The organism is Kocuria himachalensis (assembly GCF_054784195.1).
Genome location: NZ_BAAGPL010000003.1, coordinates 175,977 through 198,711, shown reverse-complemented (window position 1 = coordinate 198,711; position 22,735 = coordinate 175,977). Strand labels below are relative to the sequence as shown.

21 protein-coding genes are annotated in these 22,735 nt (G+C 74.9%); 7 read left to right on the top strand and 14 right to left on the bottom strand.

Annotation, left to right across the window (positions count from 1 at the left end):
- Window positions 1-28: 28 nt before the first annotated feature.
- Window positions 29-637 carry a MarR family winged helix-turn-helix transcriptional regulator gene (locus ACYVM4_RS02710; protein WP_368822315.1) on the bottom strand — a complete coding sequence of 203 codons (609 nt, stop codon included), beginning with the start codon at window positions 635-637 and terminating at the stop codon, window positions 29-31.
- Between the two features lie 38 nt (window positions 638-675).
- Here ACYVM4_RS02710 and ACYVM4_RS02705 point away from each other — a divergent pair, with 38 nt between their 5' ends.
- Genes ACYVM4_RS02705 through ACYVM4_RS02695 form a run of 3 tightly spaced genes read left to right on the top strand, consistent with a single transcriptional unit; the run spans window position 676 to window position 2,651 of the window.
- Complete coding sequence (locus tag ACYVM4_RS02705) at window positions 676-1,479, top strand: glycosyltransferase family A protein (protein WP_368822313.1); 804 nt, start codon at window positions 676-678, stop codon at window positions 1,477-1,479.
- On the top strand, window positions 1,476-2,099 hold the full coding sequence (locus ACYVM4_RS02700) for a hypothetical protein (RefSeq protein WP_368822312.1): 624 nt from the start codon (window positions 1,476-1,478) through the stop codon (window positions 2,097-2,099). The genes ACYVM4_RS02705 and ACYVM4_RS02700 overlap by 4 nt, the downstream gene beginning before the upstream one ends.
- Window positions 2,100-2,102: 3 nt before the next feature.
- Complete coding sequence (locus ACYVM4_RS02695; RefSeq protein ID WP_368822311.1) at window positions 2,103-2,651, top strand: TspO/MBR family protein; 549 nt, start codon at window positions 2,103-2,105, stop codon at window positions 2,649-2,651.
- Window positions 2,652-2,676: 25 nt separating this feature from the next.
- On the opposite strand, the gene ACYVM4_RS02690 is transcribed toward ACYVM4_RS02695, so the two are convergent.
- From ACYVM4_RS02690 to ACYVM4_RS02680, 3 genes are all read right to left on the bottom strand, one after another.
- The gene (locus tag ACYVM4_RS02690; RefSeq protein WP_460667573.1) at window positions 2,677-4,806 is read right to left on the bottom strand and encodes a S8 family serine peptidase; all 2,130 of its coding nucleotides are present in this window, start codon (window positions 4,804-4,806) and stop codon (window positions 2,677-2,679) included.
- Window positions 4,807-5,038: 232 nt separating this feature from the next.
- Complete coding sequence (locus ACYVM4_RS02685) at window positions 5,039-6,688, bottom strand: S8 family serine peptidase (RefSeq protein WP_460667572.1); 1,650 nt, start codon at window positions 6,686-6,688, stop codon at window positions 5,039-5,041.
- 202 nt (window positions 6,689-6,890) lie between these two features.
- Complete coding sequence (locus ACYVM4_RS02680; protein ID WP_460667571.1) at window positions 6,891-7,313, bottom strand: DoxX family protein; 423 nt, start codon at window positions 7,311-7,313, stop codon at window positions 6,891-6,893.
- Window positions 7,314-7,438: 125 nt separating this feature from the next.
- Here ACYVM4_RS02680 and ACYVM4_RS02675 point away from each other — a divergent pair, with 125 nt between their 5' ends.
- From ACYVM4_RS02675 to ACYVM4_RS02660, 4 genes are all read left to right on the top strand, one after another.
- Window positions 7,439-8,050 (top strand): malonic semialdehyde reductase, encoded by a 612-nt coding sequence (locus tag ACYVM4_RS02675; protein ID WP_368822307.1) that lies wholly within the window; start codon window positions 7,439-7,441, stop codon window positions 8,048-8,050.
- Window positions 8,051-8,143: 93 nt separating this feature from the next.
- Complete coding sequence (locus tag ACYVM4_RS02670) at window positions 8,144-9,316, top strand: type III polyketide synthase (protein WP_460667570.1); 1,173 nt, start codon at window positions 8,144-8,146, stop codon at window positions 9,314-9,316.
- A 9-nt stretch (window positions 9,317-9,325) separates the two neighbouring features.
- Window positions 9,326-10,552: an NAD(P)/FAD-dependent oxidoreductase gene (locus ACYVM4_RS02665; RefSeq protein WP_460667569.1), complete on the top strand. Its 1,227-nt coding sequence runs from the start codon at window positions 9,326-9,328 to the stop codon at window positions 10,550-10,552.
- A gap of 97 nt (window positions 10,553-10,649) precedes the next feature.
- Window positions 10,650-11,111, top strand: coding sequence for an SRPBCC family protein (locus ACYVM4_RS02660; RefSeq protein ID WP_460667568.1), 462 nt, complete (start codon window positions 10,650-10,652; stop codon window positions 11,109-11,111).
- A 127-nt stretch (window positions 11,112-11,238) separates the two neighbouring features.
- On the opposite strand, the gene ygiD is transcribed toward ACYVM4_RS02660, so the two are convergent.
- The 10 genes from ygiD to ACYVM4_RS02610 form a co-directional block, all read right to left on the bottom strand.
- Window positions 11,239-12,117, bottom strand: a complete 879-nt coding sequence (gene ygiD, locus ACYVM4_RS02655; RefSeq protein ID WP_460667567.1) for a 4,5-DOPA-extradiol-dioxygenase — start codon at window positions 12,115-12,117, stop codon at window positions 11,239-11,241.
- Window positions 12,118-12,289: 172 nt separating this feature from the next.
- Entirely contained in the window at window positions 12,290-13,615 is a 1,326-nt protein-coding gene (locus ACYVM4_RS02650) for an MFS transporter (protein ID WP_460667566.1), read from the bottom strand.
- Window positions 13,602-15,266 (bottom strand): nickel ABC transporter ATP-binding protein NikE, encoded by a 1,665-nt coding sequence (gene nikE / locus ACYVM4_RS02645; RefSeq protein ID WP_368822301.1) that lies wholly within the window; start codon window positions 15,264-15,266, stop codon window positions 13,602-13,604. The genes ACYVM4_RS02650 and nikE overlap by 14 nt, the downstream gene beginning before the upstream one ends.
- Window positions 15,259-16,101, bottom strand: a complete 843-nt coding sequence (locus ACYVM4_RS02640; RefSeq protein WP_368822300.1) for an ABC transporter permease — start codon at window positions 16,099-16,101, stop codon at window positions 15,259-15,261. Before ACYVM4_RS02640 ends, nikE begins: the two co-directional genes overlap by 8 nt.
- Window positions 16,094-17,035, bottom strand: coding sequence for an ABC transporter permease (locus ACYVM4_RS02635; RefSeq protein WP_460667565.1), 942 nt, complete (start codon window positions 17,033-17,035; stop codon window positions 16,094-16,096). The genes ACYVM4_RS02640 and ACYVM4_RS02635 overlap by 8 nt, the downstream gene beginning before the upstream one ends.
- A gap of 43 nt (window positions 17,036-17,078) precedes the next feature.
- Window positions 17,079-18,596: an ABC transporter substrate-binding protein gene (locus ACYVM4_RS02630; RefSeq protein WP_368822364.1), complete on the bottom strand. Its 1,518-nt coding sequence runs from the start codon at window positions 18,594-18,596 to the stop codon at window positions 17,079-17,081.
- Window positions 18,597-18,847: 251 nt separating this feature from the next.
- Window positions 18,848-19,615: an alpha/beta fold hydrolase gene (locus tag ACYVM4_RS02625; RefSeq protein WP_368822298.1), complete on the bottom strand. Its 768-nt coding sequence runs from the start codon at window positions 19,613-19,615 to the stop codon at window positions 18,848-18,850.
- 140 nt (window positions 19,616-19,755) lie between these two features.
- Window positions 19,756-20,979: an aminotransferase-like domain-containing protein gene (locus ACYVM4_RS02620; RefSeq protein WP_368822296.1), complete on the bottom strand. Its 1,224-nt coding sequence runs from the start codon at window positions 20,977-20,979 to the stop codon at window positions 19,756-19,758.
- On the bottom strand, window positions 20,976-22,085 hold the full coding sequence (speB, locus tag ACYVM4_RS02615; RefSeq protein WP_368822295.1) for an agmatinase: 1,110 nt from the start codon (window positions 22,083-22,085) through the stop codon (window positions 20,976-20,978). Before speB ends, ACYVM4_RS02620 begins: the two co-directional genes overlap by 4 nt.
- A 58-nt stretch (window positions 22,086-22,143) precedes the next feature.
- On the bottom strand, window positions 22,144-22,710 hold the full coding sequence (locus tag ACYVM4_RS02610; RefSeq protein ID WP_460667564.1) for a helix-turn-helix domain-containing protein: 567 nt from the start codon (window positions 22,708-22,710) through the stop codon (window positions 22,144-22,146).
- Window positions 22,711-22,735 lie beyond the last annotated feature (25 nt).

Below are 22,735 nucleotides of genomic sequence, written 5' to 3'. Positions count from 1 at the left end.
CCTTCGAAAATCGAATCAATCATCTGGGTCACGCCGTGCGCGCAGCCGTCCCGGGTGCTTCCGGAGCCGTCCCGGGCGGGACCGGCGCCCCCGGCGTCGCCCCGTCCTCGCGCGCGCCCTCCCCCGCCCGCTGGCCGGCCCGGCGGACCGCCTCGGTGAGCTGGGGCAGGCGCCGCCGCAGGACGTCGATCTCCTCGTCGGTGCAGTCGTCGAGCACCGCCAGGACCTCCTCGCCCATGGCCGAGAACATCCGGCGGCCGGAGCGGTAGGCGTGCTCGGTCGCCTGGAGGCTGACCTCCCGCCGGTCGCGGGGATCGACCGCGCGCACCAGGTGTCCCGCGGCGACCAGGCGCTTGATGACCGTCGTGGTCGCCGAGCCGCTCAGCACGAGCCGGCGGGCGATGTCCCCGGCGCGGATCGGCCGTCCGGCGCGGTTGGCCTGCATGACCTCGTTGAGGGCGTGGACGTCCTTGTGCGCCAGACCGAAGCGGCGGCGGACCTGGTCCGCGTACCGCTCGGCCTCGGTGCTGAACTGCTGCAGCAGGAAGAGCACGTCGAATCCCCGCCGCCCCTGGTGCGCGCTGCCGCCCGGCGCCGCGGCGCCGGGCGTGCTGATCGTGCCCTCGTCGGACTGCATGTGCCGATTCTAGGGCGCGGGCACGAGAGAATGGGGCCATGACGGAGCGCAGAGACCACACCGGACCGGACCTCCCGCCGCCGGGGACGGCCGGCGCCCCGGCGGTGTCCGTGGTCGTGCCGGCCCGGAACGACGCCGTGCACCTCGCGCGGTGCCTGCGGCTGCTCGCCGCGCAGACCCGTCCGCCGGACGAGATCGTGGTGGTGGACAACGCCTCGAGCGACGGCACCGCCGACGTCGCCCGGGCCGCCGGGGCCCGCGTGGTGCTCGAGCCCGTGCGGGGCATTCCTCCCGCCGCCGCCGCCGGCTACGACGCCGCCCGGGGGGACGTGGTGGTGCGCTGCGACGCGGACAGCCTCCCCGGCCCGGAGTGGATCGCCGGGCTGCTGGCGGCCCTCGAGTCGCGTCCGGACGTGGTCGCCGTGGCCGGCCCGGGCCGCTTCCACGGCCTCCCGCCCGGCATCGACCGGCTCCTGTCCTCGCTCTACATCGGCCTGTACGTGCTCACCACGTCCGCCGCACTGGCCCACCCGCCCCTGTTCGGCACCAACATGGCGATGCGCCGGTCGTGGTGGCTCGAGGTCCGGGACCGCGTCCACCGCGACGACCCGGAGCTGCACGACGACCTCGACCTCAGCTTCCGGCTGGACCCCGCCCACCGGATCCTGTTCCGGCCCGGCCTGTCGGTGGGCATGTCCCCCCGGGCGCTGCGGGGCGGGCGCCCCGCCGTCGTCCGGCTGGCGCGCGCCTTCCGGACGATCCGGCTCAACTGGGCGGACGAGCGCCCGTGGGAGCGGTGGCAGGCCCGCCTGGGACACCGGCTGCGCGGGGGCCGTGCATGAGCCGGCTCGCCCTCGCGGTGCGGTGGCTCGGCCCGCTCTCCGTGCTGCTCACCGCCCTGTTCTTCGACGCCGTGGGCGCCTCCGTGATGATGCTCGTGTGCCTGGCCATCACCATCACGTGGCGGGCCCGGCTGCCCGCGGCCCTCGAGATCACCACGGACCTGACGCTGCTGCTCGCGGCGTGGAGCTCGGTGTTCCTGCTCTACGAGAGGTTGGAGCACTGGGACCTGGTGATCCACTTCGCCGCCACCGCGGTGCTGGCCGAGCTCGCGTTCCGCGCCCTCGGGCGCTGGTCCCGGCTCGCGTCCCCCGGCCCGGTGTCCCACGTGGTCCTGGTCAGTTCCCTGGGCACGGCGCTGGCCCTCGTGTGGGAGTACCTCGAGTTCGCCGGCTACTACCTCGTGGACCCCCAGGTGAACGTGGGCTACCTGGACACCATGGGGGATCTGGCCGCCGGCCACGCCGGGGCGGTGGTCGCCGGGATCCTCGGCACCTGGACCCGGCAGCGGGCGGCCGCACCCGGCGGCACCCGCGCGCCCGGGGACGCCGCCGGCCACCGGGACGCCGTCGGGAAACCGCGCGCCACCGAGAACCCGGACACCACCGAGAGGAAGGACTGATCCATGTTCTGGACGAACCTGCTCAAGACCACCGCGCAGACGGGGGCGGCCGCCGCGGCCGGCACCGCGGCCTCCGCCGGGGTGGACAGCCCCTGGTACCGGGACCTGCGGAAACCAGAGCTGCAGCCGCCGCCCGCCGTGTTCCCCGTCGTGTGGACCGCGCTCTACACGGACCTCGCGGTCACCTCGGCCGCCGTGCTCACCGAGCTGCAGCGGCAGACCCGCCCGGGCCTGCACCGCCGCGGCCCGCGGGTGCGGACGATCCGGCGTCCGGGGTGCACACCGTCGGAGGCGGCGCGGCGCGAGCGCGGCTACCGGCGGGCGCTGGCACTGAACCTCGCCCTCAACGCGGGGTGGAGCTGGGTCTTCTTCACGAAGCACGACACCGCCCTGGCCGCGGTCACGGCCGCGGCGCTGACCGCCAGCACCGCCGATCTCGCACGCCGGGCCGCGCAGGCACGCCCGCTGCACGGCGCCGCCCTGCTCCCCTACGTCGGCTGGTGCGGCTTCGCCACCGTCCTGAGCGCCCGCATCCACCGGCTCAACACCTGAGCCGGTCCGGGCCGCCCGGGCCCGCTCAGCGGGCGGAGATCGTGATCGCGCCGTGGCGGTAGCCGATCGATCCGCCCTGGAAGCGCTGGAGGACCGAGTCCCCGGAGCGGTGCTCCGGGGTCACCGGGTAGCCCAGACGGCCGTGCTCGCCCCGGAGGTCGGCGTAGGCGCGTCCGATCGCCCCGCGCACGGGCTGCGCGCCGGTGGCGGGCGACCACAGGATCCGGCCCCGCTCGAAGGCCTGGTGCGCCCCGCCGCCGGGCAGTCCGCCGCGCTCGCCGCCCAGCGGGCACCCCAGGGGACCCGTCTCCCCGCCCAGGGCGCCCCAGCGCGCGCCGATGGCGCCGCGCACGGCGGCCGCACCGGTCCCGGCGCTCCAGACGACCGTGCCCCGCTGGAAGCGCTGGTGGACGCCGCCGGCGCCGTTGCCCGTCTCCTGGGTCCGGGGGTAGCCGAGGAGGCCGTTGACGCCGCCGGCCCGGTTCCAGGTGCTCCGCACGCTGCCGTGCACCCACCGGGCGCCCGAGCCCGCGCTCCAGTAGATGGCTCCGCGCTCGAACTCCTGGTAGCAGCCGTCCTGCGCGAGGCCGCACCGTTCGTGCGAGCGCGGCGCCCCCGTGGCGGCGCCGATCCGGGCGTGGAGCGCGCCGATGGCGCCCTGCGTGGTGTAGCCCTCCTGGAGCGTGGCCCGGGCGACGGCGGCCCTGGGGTGCACGAGGCCGGCGCCGCAGCCGCCCGGACAGGGCCCGGGGAGGGGCCGGGCCGTGGCGACCAGGACCTCCTTGACCTGGGCCGGGGAGAGGGTCGGGTCCGTCTCACGAACGAGGGCCACGACCCCCGCGACCGTGGGGCTGGCCATCGAGGTGCCGTACTTGTAGGCGTAGGTGCCGCCCCCGGGCCGGGCGCGCCCGGCGTCGGCGGTGGACAGGATCTGCCGGGAGGGGTCCCCGCCCGGGGCGGCCAGCGTGACCCTGCCCCAGTTGGAGTACCCGGCGCGGGCGCCGTGGGCGGTGGTGGAGGCCACGGCGATCACCCCCCGGCAGTTGGCCGGGGACTCCAGCCGGGCGTCACGGTTGTTGTTGCCCGCCGCGACGACCACGCTCGCCCCGCGGGACAGCGCCCGGTCGATGCCCTCCTGCAGGGCGGCCGGGCACGTGCTGGAGAGGAAGCCGAGGCTGAGGTTCACCACGGTCGCCGGGTGGGGGTTCGCGGGGACGGTGTCGACGTCGTCGCCGGCGGCCCAGGCGATCGCCACGGCGATGTCGGACACGTACCCGTCCCCGCAGGCCCCGAGGGCGCGCACCGGCAGAAGCTTCGCGCCGTGGGCGACACCGGCCACGCCGGTCGCGTTGTTGCCCCGCGCCGCCGCGGTGCCGGCCGTGTGCGTGCCGTGCCAGGAGGAGGACCGGGCGGCGGAGCCGGACCCGCACTCGCCGGGGCCGGCGTAGTCGCCCTCGTCCTGCGGGTCCGGGTCCCAGCCGTCGCCGTCGCGGGAGTGGCCCGGCTGCACACCGCCGGCGTGCAGGGAGACGAAGTCGTGGCCGGGCAGGACGTTGGCGTCCAGGTCGGGGTGAGAGGTGATCCCGGTGTCGACGACCGCGATGGTCTGGCCGCTGCCGGTCGCCCGGTCCCAGGCGCTGGGCAGGTCGAGGCCCGCCGCCGTGGCCTGGAGGTTCCACTGCGACGTCGCGTAGTAGGGGTCGTCGGGCACCGCGGTGATGCTCGCGAGGTGATCCGGTTCGGCGTACTCGACGGCCGGGTCCTCCTCGAGGGCGGCGATCAGGGTCTCGAGCTGCGCCGCGTCGAGGAGCTCGTCCGCCGCCACGACCCTGGCGGAGTCCACGGTCTCGCTGATCTCGTCCAGCAGGGGCGCCGCCTCCGGGTGCCCGCCCGCCGCCGCCGCGCCCCGGGGTGCGATCCGCTCCGCGGCCTCCGCGTAGACGCGCTCGCGGGTCCGCAGGGCGGGCTCCGCGCCGTCCGTGAACTTGACGATCACCCGGTCGGTCACGCCGGGGCTCCGTGGTCCGCCCGTCGCGGGCGCGGGCGCGGCCGGCTCGACGGCCTCCGCCGGGGGCTGGACCGCCGCGGGCGCCGCGGCACCGGCCAGGATCAGGACCAGGGCGGCCGCCAGGGCACGGCCGTGGAAGGACGTCATGGACTCTCCAGCCGGTGGGGGGTGCAGCGCGCAGCGGGCAGCTGCAGTGCACCGACCACGGGAAGCGGGGAGTCGGCGCCGCTGCGCTCAGCGTACGGAGCGGTTGCTTCTGTTACCGAATGGGAAGATCCATGTTTTGCGATGAATTAGGGGGACGTCCCGGAGGAACCCCCCGGGGACGACGACGGCGCCGCCCACCCCGGGAGGTGGACGGCGCCGCCGGGCGGGTCGATCAGCCTGCGGAGGGGCTCGCCCACCACTGGGCCGGCAGGACCTGCTGCCAGCGGGCGCCGAGACCGGCGTTCCAGACGATCCACCCGTTGGCGAACTCCTGGAAGCACGGGGTGCCGCCCAGGGCGCACAGCTCCCGGGAGCGGGGCTCGCCGGTGGTTGCACTGATCTTCCGGTGCAGCGCCCCGATGCCGCCCGCGGTGGTGAAGGGCTCGCCGCCCTGCACCGCGACCAGCGCGGAGACCGGGTCCACGATGCCGGCGCCGCACCCGGCCGCGCACCCGCCGGGGGCCTGCCGTGCCGTGGAGGTCAGCGCGTCCCGGAGGCCCGCCACGCCCAGTCCCGGCGAGACCTCACGGAGCAGCGCCACGGCGCCGGAGACCGCCGGCGCCGCCATGGACGTGCCGTTGCGCTCCGTGTACGTGGGCGCGCCGAGACCCTGGACCCCGGCGTTGCCGGTCGACAGGATCTGCGCGTACGGATCCCCGCCCGGGGCCGCGAGCGTGACCGTGCCGGAGTTGGAGTAGGGGGCCAGGGCACCCGAGACGTCCGTCGCGGCGACCGAGATCACGCCGGCGCAGTTGGCCGGGGCGGACTGCGCGGCGTCCGTGCCCTGGTTGCCCGCGGCCACGACCACGGGGATCCCCCGGTTCAGGGCCTCGCTGATCGCGGACTGCAGCACCGCCGGGCACTCCCCCGGGACGCCGAGACTGAGGTTGATGACCGTCGCGGGGTTCGGGTTGGCGGCCGCGCCGGCCACCGGGGCGCCGGCGGCCCACAGGACGCCGGCGGCGACGTCGGTGATGTACCCCTGGCTGCAGGCGCCCACGGCGCGCACCGGGAGGATCTTCGCGTCCGGGGCCACCCCCGAGATGCCCAGGCCGTTGTTCGCGTCGGCCGCGGCGATGCCGGCCGTGTGGGTGCCGTGCCACGTGGAGTTCGGGGGCATGGGGCTGTTGGGGCACAGCACGGCGTCGGGGTGGTCGCCCATGTCGGTCGGGTCCGGGTCCCACCCGTCGCCGTCCCGGCCGTTCGGGGCCGTGGAGACGAAGTCGTAGCCGGGCAGGACGTTCGCGTCCAGGTCGGGGTGCGAGGTGATGCCCGTGTCCACGATGGCGATGGTCTGTCCGGCGCCGGTGGCCCGGTCCCACGCGAGGGGCATGCCCAGGCCGGCCGGGTCGTCCCACAGGCTCCACTGCAGCGCCGCGTAGGACGGGTCGTTGGGCACCGCGGCGGTGGTCGCCAGGAGGTCCGGTTCCGCGTACTCCACGGCGGGGTCCTGCTCCAGGGCGGTGGTCAGCGCCTCGAGCTCGGCGCCGGCCAGCATCCCGTCGGTGCGCACCACCTGCGCGCCGTCCGCGGTGGCGGCGGTCTCCACGAGCCCGGCGTCCCCGGACCGGTCTGCGGCCTGCGCGTACACGTTGTCGCGGGAGTCCTCGGGGGCGGCGCCGTCCCGGAACTTCACGACGACGCGGTCGGTCGCCGCCGTTCCCGCTCCGGGACCAGTACCGGGAGCGGTGCCGGCGGCTTCCGGGACCGGCTGGGTGGCGGGCGCGGCGGCCCCGGTCGCCGCCGCGGCGGAGCCGAGCGGGACGAGGGCGAGGGCGGCCGCGAGCGCGAGGGAAGCGGTGGTGCTGCGGGTGGTCGTCAAGGAATCCTCCGGCCGTCGGGACGGGAGGCGGCATGGTGCACACAGCCCACCCCCCGATGGACTGGAGCGAGAGAGATCCCCCTGCGGAAACGGAGCCCCCACTCCTGTGCTCTGCCCAGCGTAGGGAGGGTGTGCGCGTGTGACCGAATGCGAACCCCGCGGTCCGGGGACGGGAGGGCGCCCCGTGCCGGGCGAGGGGCGCTCAGCCCGCCCGGGCGATGCGCAGCGCTCCGGCGATCAGGGGGACCTGCAGCGGGAGCCGCACGAGCGTCACGGCCCGCCGCACCCGGGAGCCCCGGCGGGCGCGCCAGGCCATGGTGACGTTGCCCGGCCACACCCCCACGAAGAGGGCGGCCGCGGCCCAGCCGCCGGCGCGGCGGGTGCCGGGGTGGAGCAGCAGCGCCCCGACGCCGAGCTCCGCCACCCCGGAGCCCACCGTCCAGGCCCGGGCGGACCCCGGCAGCGACCGCGGGATCAGCCCGTCGAACGGTGCGGGCCGGACGAGGTGCAGCACGCCGGCCCCGCACAGGGCCGCACCCATGCGCAGGGCACGGGCCGCCGCGGCGCCGGAGCGGACGCCGCGGGGATCCGCACCGGACCGGGTCTGCGGGGGACGAAGGGGCATGGGGTCAGGGTACCCAGCGGGACGTGCCGCGACGTGACGGACGGCACAGTCCGTCCCGGCATAGACCCCGCACCTGTTTTGTTGACATGTACATCAACATGACCGTGCCCCCGAAAGGACATCCCGTGGCTCCCGAGACCCTGCAGGACCAGCCGACCCTCGACGCCCTCGCCGCCGACCTGCTCTTCCGCGAGGCCCGCACGGCCTCCGAGTTCTCCGGCGAGCCCGTGGCCGACGAGCAGCTCCGGGCGGCCTTCGAGCTCGCCAAGATGGGCCCCACCGCCATGAACATCCAGCCGCTGCGCGTGACGTGGATCCGCTCCGCGGAGGCCCGGGAGCGCCTGCTCCCCCACATGGCCGAGGGCAACCGGGCGAAGACCGCCGCCGCGCCCGTCGTCGCGGTGCTCAGCTACGACGTCGACTGGCACGAGCACCTGCCCGTCGTCTTCCCGCCGGCCGCCGGCAACCAGGAGATGTTCGCCGGCAACGAGGAGCTGCGCGCGCAGATGGGCCGGGACAACGCCCACCTGCAGGCCGGGTACTTCGTGCTGGCCGTGCGCGCCGTGGGCCTGGCCGCAGGACCGATGGCCGGGTTCGACGCCGCCGGGGTGGACGCCGAGTTCCACGCCGGCACGGGCCTGCGCTCGCTGATGGTCGTGAACATCGGCACCCCCGCCGCCCCGCGCCACGAGCGGCTGCCGCGCCTGGACTTCGATGCCGCGACCACCACTGTCTGAGACCGTCCCGGACGGGCCCGCGCGCGGCGGGTCCGTCCGGCCCCCGCGCGCCCTCCGTGGCACCTGTCGGCCCGAGGACGGATACTGGACGGGATGACGCCCGCACTCCTGTCCCTCGGCACGGCCCTCCCGCCGCACGTGCTCGAGCAGACCGACGCCCAGGACCTCTACCAGGCCCAGCCCGGCACCGACCGGCTCAACGCCCGGCTGCTCCGCACGGTCTTCGGCGCCTCCGGGGTCGAGCGCCGGCACACGGTGCTCTCCGAGCTGGTCGAGGCGGACGCCCGCGCCGGGTCCCCGTACATCACCGCCGACGGCCGGTTCCTGGCCCCCCTGACCGGCGTCCGGAACCGGACCTACGTGGAGCGGGCCCCCGCGCTGTTCGCCGAGGCCGCCCGGGACGCCCTCGCGCGGTGCCCCGGGCTCGACCCCGCGGCCGTCACCGACGTGGTGACCGTCTCCTGCACCGGCTTCTTCGCCCCGGGCCCCGACTACCAGCTGGTCCGGGACCTCGGCCTCGACCCGGCCGTCCGGCGCGCGCACATCGGCTTCATGGGCTGCCACGGCGGGCTGATCGGACTGCGCCAGGCCGCGGCCATCGCCACGGCGGACCCGGACGCCGTCGTCCTGCTCGTGGCCGTGGAGCTGTGCACGCTGCACCTGCGCCCGGCCCGGGACACCGACACCATTCGGGGGGCCGCCCTCTTCGCCGACGGCGCGGCGGCGGCCGTGGTCAGCGCGAGGACGCCCGAGGGCGTCACCCCGCTGCTCGAGCTCGACCGGTTCCGCACCCTCGTGATCCCCGACGGCGAGGACGCCATGGCCTGGACCATCGGGGACTCCGGGTTCGAGATGATCCTCGGCGCCGCGGTGCCCCAGGTCCTCGAGGACAACATCCACACCGCCCTGGCGGCGCTGCTGGACGGGCCGGAGGGGGCCGTGGACCGGGACAGCATCACCGACTGGGCCCTCCACCCGGGCGGCCGGGGCATCCTCGACAAGCTCGAGGACACCCTGGGGCTGCCGCCCGAGGCCCTGCGGGAGTCCCGTGACGTGCTCGCGACGCGCGGCAACATGAGCAGCGTGACCGTCCTGCACGTCCTGCGCCAGGTGATCGACGCGGCCCCCGCCGACGAGACCCGCACCGTCTGCGCCCTGGCGTTCGGACCGGGCCTGACCGTAGAGTCGGCGCTGTTCACGATCCCCGCCCGGGCCGCGGCACCGGCCGCGGAGCTGGATCCCGCCGCGGCCGTCCCGATCCGCTAGGAGGTTCCCGTGGACCACGATGTCGTCGTCGTCGGCGCCGGACTCGCAGGCCTGCAGTGCGCCCACCTGCTCGAGCGGCACGGACTGGACGTGGTGGTCCTGGAGGCCTCCGACGGGGTCGGGGGCCGGATCCGCACCGACACGGTCGACGGCCACCGGTGCGACCGCGGGTTCCAGGTGCTCAACCCCGCCTACACCGAGCTGCGGCGCAGCGTGGACGTCGCGGCGCTGGGCATCCAGAAGTTCGACGCCGCCGCCGGGGTCCGCCGCGGCGACGGCATCGACGTCCTCGCCGATCCGCGGCGCGTCCCGTCCCGGCTGCCCGGAACGCTGCGCAGCCCGCTCGTGGAGCTGCGCCGGCTGCCCGCCCTGGCGGCGTGGCTCGCCCCGGGGCTGGACCCCCGCGCGCGGCGCCAGGAGCAGCGGGACCGGGCCTGGCACGAGTCGTTCGACGCCGCCGGGGTGCGGGGACCGCTGCGGGACCTGGTGCTCGAGCCGTTCCTGGCCGGTGTGATCCTGGAGGACGAGGGCCGCACCTCGGCGGCCTTCGTGCGCGAGCTCGTCGGCTGGTTCCTGCTCGGCACGCCGGGCCTTCCGACCGGGGGCATGGGCGCCCTCCCGGCCTGGATCCACGACGGGCTCCGGGCCCCGGCCGTCCTCGACACCCGTGTGGACGCGATCCAGCGCACCGGGAACGGGTGGACCGTGGGCGCCGGCGACGCCGCCTGGCGGGCGCCCGCCGTGGTCGTGGCCACCGAGGGCCCCGCGGCGGCCCGGCTCCTGGACCTGCCGGACACCCCCATGAAGGGCGAGGCGACCTGGTGGTTCGCGGCGGAGTCCGCGCCCTCGGAGCTCGGGTGCCTGGTCCTGCCGGGCGAGTCCGCCGGCCCTCTCATCGACACGGCCGTGGTCAGCAACGCCGCCCCCAGCTACGCCCCGGACGGCCGGGCGCTGATCCAGGCGACCGCCCTCCTGCCGCGGGGCGCCGAGCTCCCCGCCGAGGCCGACGTCCGCCGGCAGCTGGGCACGATCTGGTCCGCCGACACCGCCGCCTGGGACCTGCTGACCGTGCACGAGGTGCGCCGGGCGCTGCCGGAGCAGCCGCCCGGGCTCGTGACCGACCGGCCCGCCACCCTCGGCGACGGCCTGTACGTGTGCGGCGACCACCGCACCAACGGCTCGACCCAGGGCGCCCTGCACTCCGGGCGCCGCGCCGCCGAGGCCCTGCTGGCCTGAGTCCGGACTCCCTCCGCCGGTCGCCGGTCGCCTCCGTGGCGGGACCGGGAACCACCGTCCCCGGGCGCGTCGAGGGACAGGGCCCTACGATGTCGCCATGGCACGCACGGACACGGCCGCACGAGTGGTCGCCGCCTCCCCCGCACGCGTCTACGCCGCCCTGGTGGACCCGGACGCGCTCGCGGCGTGGCTTCCGCCGGAGGGGATGAGCGGTCGCTTCGAACGGTTCGACGCCCGGCCGGGCGGGTCGTACCGGATGGTCCTCCGCTACGCCGACGCCTCGGCCGCCCCCGGCAAGGCCACCGCCGACTCCGACGTCGTGGACGTCCGCTTCGTGGACCTCGTCCCCGGCGTGCGCGTGGTGCAGGCCGTGGACTTCGTCTCCGACGACCCGGCCCATTCAGGCACCATGACCATGACCTGGGAGCTCACCCGGGTCGAGGGCGGCACCCGCGTGGACCTGCGCGCCGAGGACGTCCCCGCCGGCATCTCCGCGGAGGACCACGCGGCGGGTCTCGCCTCGTCGCTGGCGAACCTCTCCGGCTGGCTGCAGGGGTGAACCCGCCCCGGGAGAGCGGCTGCGGCGACCCGGCGGCCGCCAGGAGGATCCCGCGCCGCCGGGTCCTGAACCGGTCGTCGGCCGGCCACGGGTTCCGGTCCATGCCGGTTCCCCGGCCCGGGCGGCCTCAGATGTTGGAGGCGTCCGGGGGCAGGTCCGCCGGCGGCCGGGAGGAGCCGTCCCCACCGGCCGCCGGCGGGCAGTCCATGCCCAGGGTGTAGGCGGTCATCGACAGGGAGCCGTAGGAGTACCCGTCGACGAGCACGCCGGTGTCCGGGGATCCGGCGGCCCCCGCGAGCCCGGCCAGGTAGAGGGACGGGATGAAGTGGTCGGGGGTGGGCACGGCGAGGTCCCAGTCCCCGTGGGCGTCCAGGGCCGCCAGCTCGGTGGGGTCGGTGAGGATGCGCTCCTTGGCGTCCTCGTTGAAGCGTCTCGCCCAGTCGTAGCCGTCGTCGGTGAGGGTCCAGTCCATCCCGCCCAGGTTGTGCACGATGTTGCCGCTGGTGATGATCAGCACGCCCGCCTCCCGCAGCGGCGCCAGGCGTGCCCCGAGGTCCAGGTGGTAGTCCAGGGGCTTGTCGGCGTTGATGCTCATCTGCAGCACCGGGATCGAGGCGTCCGGGAAGGCGTGGGTGAGCACGGACCAGGTGCCGTGGTCGATCCCCCAGCTGTCGACGTCGGCCCCGATCCACGTGGGGTGCACGGTGTCGCTGATCTCCTCGACCAGGCCCGGCAGACCGGGCGCCGGGTACTGCACGTCGAACAGCTCCTGCGGGAAGCCGTAGAAGTCGTGGATGGTGCGCGGGGCCGGCATCGCGGTGACCGCGGTGGCGTTGATGTACCAGTGAGCGCTCACCACCAGGATCGCCCGGGGCCGCGGCACCGAGGCCCCGAACGCCCGCCAGGCGGAGGTGTACCGGTTCAACTCCAGCGCGTTCATCGGATTGCCGTGCCCGAAGAACGCCGCCGGCATCACGACGTTCGCACTGGAGCTCTGAGCGCTCATCCCGCCTCCTCGGCGCCGCTCCCCGAGGGGCGCGCGGTGCCACAGTGGTCCGTTGCGGCCATCCTGCCCTGTGGTGCGGCTCCTGCCAAGGCGGCGCCGGGCCCCGGCGACAGGACCGGGCGTGGCACGCCCCGGCCCCGGTCGAGGAGCAGGGTCCGTGGCCGGTCGGCCGTCAGCGGGTCCCGCCCGCAGGCCCTGTGGCGGCGGACGAGTCAGCGGGACGGGTGGTGCTGTGGTGCCCGCGGAGCACGGCCGGCAGCGCGGCGGCGGCCAGGAGCGTGAGCGCGCTCAGGGGCACCCAGGGGGTGCCGGGCCACCAGGAGTGCCGGTCGGTGAGGTCGAGCAGCTGCCCGAGCACGGCATTGCCGGCCAGCACGGCGACGCCGCCGCAGGTGGCGGCCAGCCCGTAGTAGGCGCCCCGCCCCGGGGCAGGTCCGTGCGCGGGCACGAACGAGGGGATCAGGGACAGGATCGTGGGGGTGAGGAGCATGTGGCCCAGGATCAGGACGGTGACGGTGCCCATCAGCGGCGCCATCGACCCGGGAGCGGTCCCGGGGTGCACCGAGGTCACGGCGGCCAGGGTGAACGCGCCGGCCTCCAGCACGAAGCCGACCGCCAGGGCACGGCCGGGCCCCATGCGCAGACCGGCGCTGGAGACCGGCAGCTGCAGCAGCAGGGTCAGGACCGAGGCCAGCAGGAACAGCGCGCCCAGCCAGGCGCCGTCGAGACCGCGTCGGCTCAGCTCGACGGGCACGGCGAAGTAGAGCTGGTTGTAGGCCAGCATGTTCATGCCGGCCAGTGCGCAGAACACCACGAAGCGCCGGTCGCGCAGGCAGGCCCACCGGGGACCGGCCGCAGAGGGTGCGGCCGCGGGCACCCCTGCTTCCCCATCCGGCGGCAGGTGGTCCGGCTCGGCCGGGAGCAGATACCACAGCAGGACCGTCACCGCGGCGAACACCCCGATCCCCATGGTCAGGGCCGCGTCGAACCCCCACCCCAGGAGGAACGAACCCACGACCGGGCCCAGCACGGCGCCGATCTCTCCGGTGATCGCCAGCCACACGAACACCGACCGCCGGCTCCCCCGCCCGGCACCGGATCCGGTCGTCCCGGCCGGCCGGTCGGCGTGGGAGAGCCGGGACTCCAGGGCGGGCGAGAACAGGGCGCCTCCTGCGCCGGTGAGCACCGCGCCGAGGAGGAACAGGGCGAAGCCGGACGCCGCCGCCAGCGTGGCGTAGCCGACGATGCGCACCAGGCAGCCGGTGAGGATGGCCCGGCGAGCACCCCACCGGTCGGCCAGCATCCCGCCGAGCAGGAACATGCCCTGCTGGCTGAAGGTCCGAGCTCCCAGCACGAGTCCGATCGCCGCGGCGTCCAGGCCGTACTCGGTGCCCATGGCCCCGGCCAGGAAGGGCACGACCGCGTAGAAGCCGATGTTGAACACCAGTTGGGCGCCCAGCAGGGTGCGCGTCTCGGGCCGGTGGTCACGGAAGGGCATCGAGGTGCTCCTCGGGCCGGCGGTGCGTGTCCAGGATCGCGCACACCTGGGGCAGTGCCGCTGCCACCAGCTGCTTGCTGTGCTCGTGGCGTGGGCGGCTGAACAGCTCAGAGGTTTCCGCGAGCTCCACCAGACGACCCCGGAAGAGCACGGCGACCCGGTGGCTCATGTAGCGGACGACGCTCAGGTCGTGGGAGATCATCACCAGGGACAGGCGCCGGTCACGGTGCAGGCGCAGCAGCAGGTCCAGGACGGTGCGCTGGGTCACCGCGTCCAGGGCCGAGGTGGCCTCGTCGCAGATGAGCACCGCGGGCTCCAGCAGCAGTGCTCTGGCAATGGTGAGACGCTGCAGCTGGCCTCCGGAGCACTGGCCGGGATATCGGTCCAGCAGCCCGGGCTCCAGTCCCACCTCCCGCACGACCCCGTGGATGCGGTCACGCCGCTGCTCGGGCGTGCCGTTCCGGTGCCGCAGGAGAGGGGCCTCCAGGCTGGTGCGCAGCCGCATGCGGGGATCGAAGGAGTCGTGCGGGTCCTGGAAGACGAGCTGCACGTGCGAGGCCGCCGCGCCGGTGCCACCACGGTCGGCGCCCGCGGTGCCGGTGACCCGGCCGCTGTCCGGTGTCTCGAGTCCGACGATCAGCCGTGCGAGGGTGCTCTTGCCGGATCCGGACTGCCCCAGCACCCCGAGGATCTCGCCCTCCCGCAGGTCGAGGGACACCCGGTCCACGGCGGGGCGGGCATCGCGCCGCTTCGAGCCGAATCGCTTGGTGAGGCTGTCCAGCACCACCACGGGGCGCGCCCCCTCGGCGGCCGGCGGTGTTCCGGTGGGGGTGAGGGCCGACGCCTCCAGGAGGGCCTTCGTGCACGCGCTCCGGGGCTGGTTGAGCACGGTGCCGGCCGGCCCCGACTCCTGCACGCGTCCGGCGTCCATGACCACGACCCGGTCGGCGTAGGCGGACACCGTGGCCAGGTTGTGGGTGATGTAGAGGACCCCCAGTCCGCGGTCGCGCCGTTCGCGGTCGACGAGCTCCAGGATCTGCCGCTCGAGCACCGTGTCGAGGGCCGACGTCGGCTCGTCGGCCAGGAGCAGTCCGGGGCGGCCGGCCAGGGCCAGGGCCACCATGGCCCGCTGGGCCATGCCGCCCGAGAGCTGGTGGGGATGCGCCCGGGCGCACCACCGGGGGTCCTCGAACCCCACTTCGGCCAGCAGCTCCAGCGTCCGTGCTCGAGCCCGCGTGCCGCGCAGCCCGGCATGGAGCCTCAGCGGTTCCCGCAGGTGCTCTCCGACGGTCCGGCGCGGGTTGAACATCCGCTTCGGCTGCTGGTACAGCATGCCGATCCGGCCGCCGCGCACGCGGTTCAGCTCCGCTTCGCCGGCCCGGGTGAGGTCCGTCCCGCCCAGCCGGATCGTCCCGGCGTCGCGGTGCACCTGCGGGGGCAGCAGGCCCAGGACGGACATGGCCGTCAGGGTCTTGCCCGACCCGGAGGCGCCCACCAGCGCGACGAACTCCCCCGGAGCCACCGTGAGGTCGATCCCGGACAGGATGGGACGGCCACCGGCGCCGTCCGCGGTCCCGGCTCCGGGACCGCGCGCGGCCAGGACAGGCCGGTGGCTGAGATGCAGGCCCTCGACGACCAGGTGCTCAGACATCCCGTTCCGTCCGTGACGACGCCGGCAGCAGCATGCGAGTGCTGCTCATGTGCGCCAGCCGTTGGCCGACCAGGGTCACGCACAGCGCGACGGTGAAGACCACCAGGCCCGGGGCGAGGATCGTCACCGGAGCCCTGTCGGCGTACGGCTGGGCCGCGGCCAGCATCGCCCCCCAGTCCGACTGCGGCGGCTGCACCCCCAGTCCCAGGTAGGACAGGGCACCGACGGTGATCAGGAACTGACCGAACCGCAGCGCGGCCTGCCCGAGCAGGGGTCCGGCCAGGTGCGGCAGGATGTGCCGGAGGACGACGAAGGACGGCGAGCACCCCAGGACGCGGGCGGCCTCGACGAAGCCGCGGGACGAGACGTCGTAGGCCAGTGCGCGGGCCAGCCGGGCGAAGGGTGTCCAGCCGGTCACGGTCAGGGCCAGCAGCAGGGACAGGGGTCCGGGGCCCAGCACGGCGACCAGGAACAGGGCCACCACCATCTCCGGCAGCGCCAGCAGGACGTCGTTGGTCCGGGTGAGCAGCTCGTCGATCCAGCCCCGGCGGCGGGCGCTCAGCACGCCGATCCCCGTGCCGATCGCAGCGGTCAGCACGGTGGCCGCTGCGGCGGTCACCAGGGAGAACCGGCCGCCGTCGAGCAGCCGGCTCAGGGTGTCCCGGCCGAGGTGGTCCGTGCCCAGCCAGTGGGCCGGCCCGGGCGGGGCCAGCCGTGCGGTGAGGTCCTGGGCGGCGGGCGGGTACGGTGCGATCCAGGGCGAGACGGCCACGGACAGCACGATCAGGGCCAGGACCACCGCCGCCGTCCGGACCAGCACGGGCCGCTCACGCATGACGCCCCCTGATCCGGGGGTTGAGGACGCCGTGCACCAGGTCCGCCGCGGTCGTCAGGACGACCGCCAGTCCCACGACCACCACCACGCCGCCCTGGGCCAGCGGGATGTCGCTGTTGCGGACGGCGTCGAACAGCAGCCTGCCCATGCCGGGGATCGCGAAGACGACCTCCACGATGACGGACCCGCCCAGCAGACCGGCGAACCACACGGCCACCAGTGTGGTGAGGGGCAGCAGGCCGTTGGGGATCACGTGGCTCCGCACGGCCTGCGCGTGGCTGAGTCCCCGGGCCCGGGCGGCGACGACGTGCTCGGCGCTCAGCGCCTCGAGCATCCCCTCGCGCACCGCCGAGGTGAAGTAGCTGATCGGGCGCAGGGCCAGGACCACCACCGGCAGGACCGCGGAGGCAGGGCTCTCCCACCCGGCGGAGGGCAGCAGGGACAGCTGCAGCGCGAAGACCAGCACGAGCAGCGGGGCCAGCCAGTACTCGGGCATCGCGATGAAGGCCTGGGTGACCGTGGTGATCACCCGGTCGGCCGGGCGCCCCTCCTGCAGGGCCGCGACGACCCCCAGCACCACGGACACCGTGGCCGCCAGCCCGAGGGTCACGACCACCAGGCTCAGCGTGATCCACAGGGCGGGCAGCACCTGCTCGATCACCGGTGTCCGGCTGGCGTAGGACAGGCCCAGGTCGCCGCCGGCGAGCCTGCCGAGCCATCGCAGGTACTGCACCGCGAGAGGGTCGTGGAGTCCCAGCTCGAGCGCCAGCCCCTGGGCGGCGGCGTCGTCGACCACCTCCCCCGCCACCCGGGAGCGGATGATCTTGCGCACCGGGTCCCCCGGGGTGACGTACGGGATGAGGAAGACCACGAAGGACGCCAGCAGGACGGTGATCCCCAGGGTCGCCGTCCTCCTGGCGAGGAACGCCGTCATCGACGCCCCCGCGCCCGGGGGGCTGTGCAGGTGCTGGTCGTGCTCACGAGCCGGACTTCGTCGTCTCCGCGCGCAGAACGTATCGGGACAGCGGGTCCTGGACGTAGTCCTGCAGGTCGGTGCGGACCGCGTCGATGGCCTGCTCGTTGACCAGCCAGACGTTCACGGCCTGCTCCTCGAGGATCTTCCCGGCCTGGGCATAGAGCTGGTAGCGCTGCTCGGTGTCGGCGGTCTCGGCGGCCCGGGCGATGAGCGCGTCGTAGTCCTCGTCGCAGAAGTGGCTGAGGTTGTAGCTGCCCTCGCAGGTGTAGTCGGCGGTGAGGAACCCGATCGGGTCGGCGATGTCGATCAGCCGGTTGCGCTGGCTGAGCACCATGTCGTAGTCCCCGGACAGCAGGTCCGGCTCCACCGCGGCGTACTCCTTGGTCGTGATGGTGACGGGGACGCCGACGCTCTCCAGGTTCTCCTGGACGACGGTCGCCACGTCGGCGAACTCCGCCCGCTCCACGATCGCGATGATCTCCAGCGGCCGCTCGGCGGTGTAGCCGGCGGCGGCCAGCAGCTCCTTGGCCGCCTCCACGTCCCGCGGCGGTGTCCCGGCGCCCTCGACGGCCCAGGGCTCGGACGAGGCGAAGGGCCCGGTGCCCGGCAGGGCCGCGCCCTCGTAGACGCTGCCGGCCAGGGCCTCCAGGTCCAGCGCCGAGCGGACGGCCCGGCGGAAGTCGACGTCGTCGAAGGGCGCCCTGCTGTTGTTCATGTACAGCGTCGCGGTCCGCGGGGACTCGGCCTTGAGGACCTCGACGTCGGCATCGGCCTCCAGCGCGGACAGCTCGGCGACCGGGATGGACAGGGAGACATCGGCTTCACCGGTCCGCACCTGCGTCGCACGCGTCGCCCCGTCCGTGATGAACCGCACCTCGGCCCCGGCGAGCTGCACCGGCCCGCCCCAGTAGTCCTCGTTCCGGTCCAGGGTCAGGGACTGCTTGGGCTGCTCCGAGACGGGGGTGAACGGCCCGGTGCAGTGCCCGAACGGGTCCACCGTCCCGCCCTCGAAGGCGGCCGGAGCCAGCACTCCGGTGTTGACACTGGCCAGTCGGTAGGGGACCAGGGGACTCTCGGCAGGAGTGGTGACCCGCACCGTGCGCTCGTCGACGGCCTCGACGCCGCTGACGACGGCCGGGCTGAAGGCCCGGGCCGGGACCTCCGCGTCCAGGACGTTCTGCAGCGAGGTCACCACCGCGTCAGCGGTGAGCTGGGTGCCGTCCTGGAACTGCACGCCGTCCCGCAGGGTGAAGTCCCACTCCGTGGGCGAGACCTGGCGCCACTCCGTGGCCAGGGCCGGGACGATCTCGCCCTGGGCCTCGTCGTAACGGGTCAGGGTCTCCAGGCACCCGGACAGGGACAGGATGTAGGCGGCGTCGCTCTCCAGGGCCCAGTCGGCCACCGGGGCGCGGAAGTTGTCCACCACGATCCGCTGGTCCGGGTCCGCCGCCTGCTCGCCCTGCCCGTCCCCCCCGCTGAAGCCGCAACCCGACAACGTGAGAACGGCGACGACACCCATCGATGCCGATGCCCGGAGCACAGTGCGCACAGAACCACCTCAGTTCGGCGTCCTCGGACAGAGCGTCCGCCGACGACATGTGAATGATCGGGAAATCCCCCGGAGGAGAGGTTAGGCTAACCTCAGTCCGAGGTCCACTCGACCCGCGGGAAGCGTCATGGACCGGCGGGGTCCGGCGTCCGCCACGGATGTGCTGGTGGTCCGTTCCGGCCGTCATGCCCTGCGGAGCTGCTCCCGCCGATGCCGCCGCGTCAGGGCCCGGGGCGGCGCCGCAGCGGGGCGAAGGTGGCCGGTTTGTCGGCGGCGTGGAAGTCGGTGATCAACCGCGCGCACAGCTGCGGCTTCTCGACCAGCACCCCGTGGGAGGCGTGCGGGACCACGGCCAGCTCCCCGTGCGGCAGGGCGCGGTACGTGGCCACGGCGTGCTCGAGCCGCACCTCGTCGTCGTCGCCGACGAGCACGAGGACGGGGAGGTCGAGGCCCGCGAGGTCCGCGTCCGTGAGGGCTGGTTCCCCCGCGTGCATCTGCCGCAGCTTCGCCACGACCCGGTCGTAGTGCTCGCGCCCGTCGGGGGAGACCTCCGCGTAGGCGTCGACCATGAAGTCCGGCACCTGCGCCTCGCCCTCCAGGACCCCGGGCTCCCACCCGTCGCGGTGGTGCACCCCGGCCGCGAGCACCAGGTCCCGGACCAGGTCGGGCCGCTCCAGCGCCACGGTGAGGGCGATGACGGCCCCGTCGCTGTAGCCCAGCAGGTGCACCGGCGCACCGGCCTCCTCGTCGAGGAAGGCGATCGTGTCCTCGGCCATCGCCGCGTAGGAGAGCGGGCCCTCTCGGTCGGGGGTGTGACCGTGGGCCCGCTGCTCAGGGGTGATCACCCGGTACCGGCCCGCCAGTTCCTCCACCAGCGGACCCAGTGCCCGGGAGTCCGTGCCACCGGGGTGCAGCAGGACGAACTGCGGCCCGCTCCCCCGGGCGCAGGCCCACAGTCCCCCGGCCGGGCCGGTCCGCTCCTCGCTCATGGGGCCAGTATCGTCCCTCCCGAGGACACCGCAACAGCAGCCCGAGCAGTACCGCAGCGGCACCGCAGCGGCACGGGGCCGAGGGGCGCGCGGTCCGCGGTGCCGGTCGCCACGGTGCCTCGGCTCAGCGGGGCCCCGGCTCAGTCGCGGAGCATCTCCCCCACCCGCCGGACCCCCTCGGTGATGTCCTCCTCCGAGGCCGCGGAGTAGGCCAGGCGCAGGCTCGTGGAGGCGCGCCCGTCCGCGTAGCAGGCGCCGCCGGGCACCAGCACCACCCCGTGCCCGATGGCCCGGCCCAGGAGGTCCCCGTGGTCGAGGGCCGGGTCGAGGTCCAGCCACGTGAAGAAACCGCCGGCGGGACGCGTCCAGCGCACCCCCTCGGGCATGAACTGCCCGAGGGCGTCCATCATGGCGGCGCAGCGCGAGCGGTACCGTTCCACCGCCCGGTCCAGGGCGGGCCGCCAGTGCTCGCTGCCCACGTACTCGGCGGCGAGCTCCTGGCCGAGCACGGACGGGTGGATGGTCACGGCCTCGGCCGCGATCTGCAGCCGGGCCCGCACCGCCGGCACCGCCGCGATCCAGCCGACCCGCAGCCCGGGCGAGAAGATCTTGGAGAAGCTGCCCAGGTGGATCACGGTGCCGGGGTCCAGCGAGTACAGGGACGGGAGCCGGTGGTCCCGGTCGAAGCCGAGCAGCGCGTACGGGTCGTCCTCGAGGATGAGCACGCCGCGCTCGGCGCAGACCTCCACGAGCCGGCGGCGCCGCTCCTCGGTGGTCGTCACGCCCGTGGGGTTGGAGAAGTTCGGGACGGTGTAGACGAACTTCACGCTCCGGCCGGCGGTCCGCAGCCCGTCGATCCGCTCGGCGACCGCCTCGGGGTCCAGTCCGTCGTCGTCGACGTCCACGTGGGCGACCTCGACCTCGTAGCTGCCGAACACGCCGAGGGCCCCCACGTAGGTGGGGCCCTCGGCCACGACCACGTCCCCCGGGTCGCAGAACAGCTTGGTCACGAGGTCGAGACCCGCCTGTGACCCGGCGGTGATCTGGATCGTGTCGGGCGTGGTCTCGGCGCCCTGCAGGCGCATGAGGTCGACGACCAGCCCGGGCAGGCGCTCGATCCCGGCCCCGGAGCCGTACTGGAGCACCTCGGGACCGCGCTCGGTCAGGATCCGCGCCGTCATCGCGGCCACGACGTCGTGCGGGAGGACGCTCATGTCCGGGTTGCCGCCGGCGAGGGAGATGATCCCGGGGCGCATCGCGATCTCGAACACGGCCCGGACCGGGGAGGGCCGGAACTCCTCGGAGCGGTGGGCGAACAGCGAGGTGTGGTCGGGCCGGGGGGTCACGGCCGCGCCCCCGGTCACCGGCCCTCCCCCGCCGGAAACTGCGCCCGGTCCTGCGCCGGCTCCCCCGCCGGCTCCCCCGCCGGATCCGGGGAGGCGTCCCCGTAGACGTGCCCGGCCAGCCCGTAGGCGGGCCCGCCCGGCGCCGCGCCGGGGCCCAGCGCGAGGAGGCTGATGAGCTCGTAGGCCACGTGCGCGGCGGCGACGCCGGTGATCTCGGCGTGGTCGTAGGCCGGGGCGACCTCGACGACGTCGCAGCCGACCACGTTCGTGCCGCGCAGCCCGCGCAGGATCTCGAGCACCTCCCGGCTGGTCATCCCGCCGGCCTCGGGGGTCCCGGTGCCGGGGGCGTGGGCCGGGTCCAGCACGTCGATGTCCAGCGAGACGTAGAGCGGGCGGTCGCCGACGCGCTGCCGCAGGTGCGCGACGACGGCGTCCACCCCCAGCCGCATGACGTCGGCGGAGGAGACGATGCCGAAGCCGAAGCGGGCGTCGTCGTCGAGGTCCTCGGTGCCGTAGAGCGGCCCGCGGGTGCCGACGTGGCACACGGCGTCCGTGTCGAGGAGGCCCTCCTCGAACGCGCGGCGGAAGGGGGTGCCGTGGGTGTACTCGGCGCCGAAGTAGGTGTCCCAGGTGTCCAGGTGGGCGTCGAAGTGCAGCAGCGCGACCCTGCCGTGGCGCGCGTGGGCGGCGCGCAGCAGCGGCAGGGCGATGGTGTGGTCGCCGCCGATCGCCACGAGCCGGGTGTCCTCGCCCATGAGCTCGGTGGCCTGGGCCTCGATGGAGGCGATCGCCTCGGGGATGTCGAAGGGGTTGGCCACGATGTCCCCGGCGTCGGTGACCTGCGCCCCGGCGAACGGCGAGACGTTCTGCGCGGGGTTGTAGGGGCGCAGCAGGCGCGAGGACTCCCGGACGTGGTTGGCCCCGAACCGGGCGCCGGGCCGGTAGGAGACGCCGGCGTCGAACGGCACGCCCACCACCGCGATGTCCGTGTGCTCGACCTCGTCCGTGCGGGGCAGGCGGGCGAACGTGCCCAGCCCGGCCCAGCGCGGGGTCAGGGCGGCGTTGACGGGTCCGACGACGGGGGTGCCGTCCGGGGCAGTGCCGGTGATGCGCTCGGGGTTCATGGCGTGGGGTCCTCTCGGTGGGTGCTGACGGGGGTGGTGGCCGGGACGGGCGGGGAGCTCAGGAGCCGAGGATCCACAGCAGCACGGCCTCCTCGGTGCCGGGGTTCTCCCAGGTGTGCGGTTCGGAGCCGGGGAACGTCACGGTGTCCCCGGCCTCCAGGTCGTAGGTGCGGTCCGGGACGTGGAGCCGGAACCGGCCGCTGATCAGGTGCAGCACCTCGGTCTCGCAGTCCATGCTGTACATCGCGTCCTCGCCCCGGCCGCCGGCGGCCACGCGGGCCCGGATGACCTGGACCTGGCGCTGGGCCGAGGGCGTGACGAGCTGCTCCTCGATCCCCTCGCCGCCGAGGTCGATGTGCGGGGCGTCCTCGAGCCGGACCAGCTCCACGTCGGCGGGCCCGGCGAAGAGCGAGCCCACGTCGATCCGCAGCACCTGGCACATCCGCACCAGGGAGTCCACGGACGGGGAGGTGATGTCCCGCTCCACCCGGCTGACGAAGCCCTTGGTGAGGCCCGCGGCGGAGGCGAGCTGGTCGATGGTCATGTGGCTGCGCCGCCGGTGGTTGCGCAGCCGCGACCCCACGGCGGCGGTGTGCCCGGAGCTCTCGATGGGCAGTGCTTTCACGACGACGACGCCTCCTCCCGGACGG

Excerpts from the sequence above, each read along its gene's own strand:
- ACYVM4_RS02710 (WP_368822315.1), bottom strand. The coding sequence starts at position 637 with ATGCAGTCCGACGAGGGCACGATCAGCACGCCCGGCGCCGCGGCGCCG.
- ACYVM4_RS02650 (WP_460667566.1), bottom strand. The coding sequence starts at position 13,615 with ATGCCCTTCCGTGACCACCGGCCCGAGACGCGCACCCTGCTGGGCGCC.
- ACYVM4_RS02625 (WP_368822298.1), bottom strand. The coding sequence starts at position 19,615 with ATGAGCGAGGAGCGGACCGGCCCGGCCGGGGGACTGTGGGCCTGCGCC.
- ygiD (WP_460667567.1), bottom strand. The coding sequence starts at position 12,117 with ATGAGCGCTCAGAGCTCCAGTGCGAACGTCGTGATGCCGGCGGCGTTC.
- ACYVM4_RS02680 (WP_460667571.1), bottom strand. The coding sequence starts at position 7,313 with ATGCCCCTTCGTCCCCCGCAGACCCGGTCCGGTGCGGATCCCCGCGGC.
- ACYVM4_RS02635 (WP_460667565.1), bottom strand. The coding sequence starts at position 17,035 with ATGACGGCGTTCCTCGCCAGGAGGACGGCGACCCTGGGGATCACCGTC.
- ACYVM4_RS02690 (WP_460667573.1), bottom strand. The coding sequence starts at position 4,806 with ATGACGTCCTTCCACGGCCGTGCCCTGGCGGCCGCCCTGGTCCTGATC.
- nikE (WP_368822301.1), bottom strand. The coding sequence starts at position 15,266 with ATGTCTGAGCACCTGGTCGTCGAGGGCCTGCATCTCAGCCACCGGCCT.
- ACYVM4_RS02695 (WP_368822311.1), top strand. The coding sequence starts at position 2,103 with ATGTTCTGGACGAACCTGCTCAAGACCACCGCGCAGACGGGGGCGGCC.
- ACYVM4_RS02640 (WP_368822300.1), bottom strand. The coding sequence starts at position 16,101 with ATGCGTGAGCGGCCCGTGCTGGTCCGGACGGCGGCGGTGGTCCTGGCC.
- ACYVM4_RS02705 (WP_368822313.1), top strand. The coding sequence starts at position 676 with ATGACGGAGCGCAGAGACCACACCGGACCGGACCTCCCGCCGCCGGGG.
- ACYVM4_RS02630 (WP_368822364.1), bottom strand. The coding sequence starts at position 18,596 with ATGGGTGTCGTCGCCGTTCTCACGTTGTCGGGTTGCGGCTTCAGCGGG.
- ACYVM4_RS02700 (WP_368822312.1), top strand. The coding sequence starts at position 1,476 with ATGAGCCGGCTCGCCCTCGCGGTGCGGTGGCTCGGCCCGCTCTCCGTG.
- speB (WP_368822295.1), bottom strand. The coding sequence starts at position 22,085 with ATGAACCCCGAGCGCATCACCGGCACTGCCCCGGACGGCACCCCCGTC.
- ACYVM4_RS02660 (WP_460667568.1), top strand. The coding sequence starts at position 10,650 with ATGGCACGCACGGACACGGCCGCACGAGTGGTCGCCGCCTCCCCCGCA.
- ACYVM4_RS02670 (WP_460667570.1), top strand. The coding sequence starts at position 8,144 with ATGACGCCCGCACTCCTGTCCCTCGGCACGGCCCTCCCGCCGCACGTG.